This is a genomic window from Aquiflexum sp., from assembly GCF_041751335.1.
GTDB lineage: Bacteria > Bacteroidota > Bacteroidia > Cytophagales > Cyclobacteriaceae > Aquiflexum.
The window spans coordinates 1-1,836 of sequence record NZ_JBGSXS010000108.1 but is presented as its reverse complement, the minus strand read 5'-3'; the positions used below and the strand labels follow the sequence as shown (position 1 = coordinate 1,836).

General features: G+C 41.2%; 1 protein-coding gene. It reads left to right on the top strand.

The features are described 5' to 3' along the window. Positions 1 to 1,803, top strand: a 1,803-nt coding sequence (locus ACEW8U_RS06150) for a thioredoxin domain-containing protein (protein WP_373521161.1), incomplete at its 5' end; no start/stop codon positions are given. Between the last annotated feature and the right edge of the window lie 33 nt (positions 1,804 to 1,836).

Below are 1,836 nucleotides of genomic sequence, written 5' to 3'. Positions count from 1 at the left end.
TGTATCAAGATTGACAGGGAAGAAAGGCCTGACCTCGACAATATCTATATGGACGCCATTCAGACCATGGGCTTGAATGGGGGCTGGCCATTGAATGTATTTCTGATGCCTGATCAAAAACCTTTTTATGGAGGCACCTATTTTCCCAATAAACAATGGAAGGAACTACTACAGAATATTGCCAATGCCTATGAAAATCATTATGACCAATTAGCAGAAAGTGCGGAAGGTTTTGGTAGGAGCCTTGGTCGATCAGAATTGGAAAAATATGGTATAAGCCCGCAAAAAGCAGACTTGTCCAAAGAGAAACTGGCAGCTGCTGTTCAAAAACTTCAGGATCAATTTGACTTGGAATGGGGAGGTTTGAACCGAAAACCTAAATTCCCTATGCCAGCCATCTGGTCATTTTTATTGGATTATGCATTATTGAAAAAGGATCAGGCATTATTGGACCATGTCTTTTTTACCCTGAAAAAAATCGGAATGGGAGGGATATATGACCATATCCGTGGAGGTTTTGCTAGGTATTCGGTGGATGTGGAATGGTTTGCTCCTCATTTTGAAAAGATGCTTTATGACAATGGACAGCTTCTGGAACTCTTTGCCAAGGCATATCAGGTGAGTGGTGAGAATTATTTCAGGGAGAAAGTCATGGAAACTATCAATTGGTTGGAATTGGAAATGTTGCAAGAGGAAGGTGGTTTTTATGCAGCCCAAGATGCCGATTCAGAAGGTATGGAGGGGAAATTCTATACCTGGACCTATGAGGAAATTGAATTCATTATAGGTGAGGACTTGGCCTGGCTGAAGAAATTGTATAACCTCAAATTTCAGGGAAACTGGGAAGAAGGTGTCAATATCCTTTTTCAGACCCAAGATTACCAAGATCTGTCTGCTGCCGAAGGATTGTCGGTTGCTGCATATTTGGACAGATTGAATAAGCTTAAAGCCAAGCTTTTGGAAGTACGGAACAAAAGGATTTATCCCGGTTTGGATGACAAGGTGTTGAGCGGATGGAACGGGCTGATGATTTCCGGTTTGGTTCAGGCATATCTGGCAACAGGGGAGGAGAAGGCCAAAAAATTGGCCCACAACAATGGTGAATTCCTTTTGGCCAACATGTTCAAGGACGGCATTCTTTATCGTTCCTATAAAAACGGAAAAGCTTATACTCCTGCATTTTTGGAAGATTATGCTTCAGTTATCCGGGCTTTTGTTTCATTATACCAATTGGATTTTGATGCCAAATGGATCCATAAAGCGAAAGAACTTTTGGACATTGTTTTAGAACAATTCTATGATGAGACCGATGGATTCTTCTTTTTCAACAATCCCAAAGCAGAAAAACTGATTGCCAATAAAAAGGAGCTTTTTGACAATGTAATTCCGGCTTCGAATTCCATCTTGGCCCGGAACCTGCAGGATTTGGGTTTGTATTTTTACAATGATCAATACCTTGAAATCGCTGAAAAAATGTTGGGAAGCATGAGCAAACTCATTATTACCGAACCTGGATTTTTATGCAATTGGGCATCCTTATACCTCCAAACTTTGGTGCCAAAGGCTGAGGTGGCCATTACTGGCAAGCAAGCTAAAGTATTGGCAAAGGGCTTACAGAAACAATACCTTCCCAATTATGTACTTTCAGTGACAGCCGATGTCGGAGAAAAAATCCCTCTTTTGGAATATAAAACCGCGGATTCTGATGGAAATGCATTAATTTACGTTTGCTTCAATAAGGCCTGCCAAAAGCCGGTCGCAACTGTTGACGAAGCTGTGGCACAATTTCCAACTTTAGCCTGATATTCCTTTTGGAGAGTTTATTCGGAGACCTAT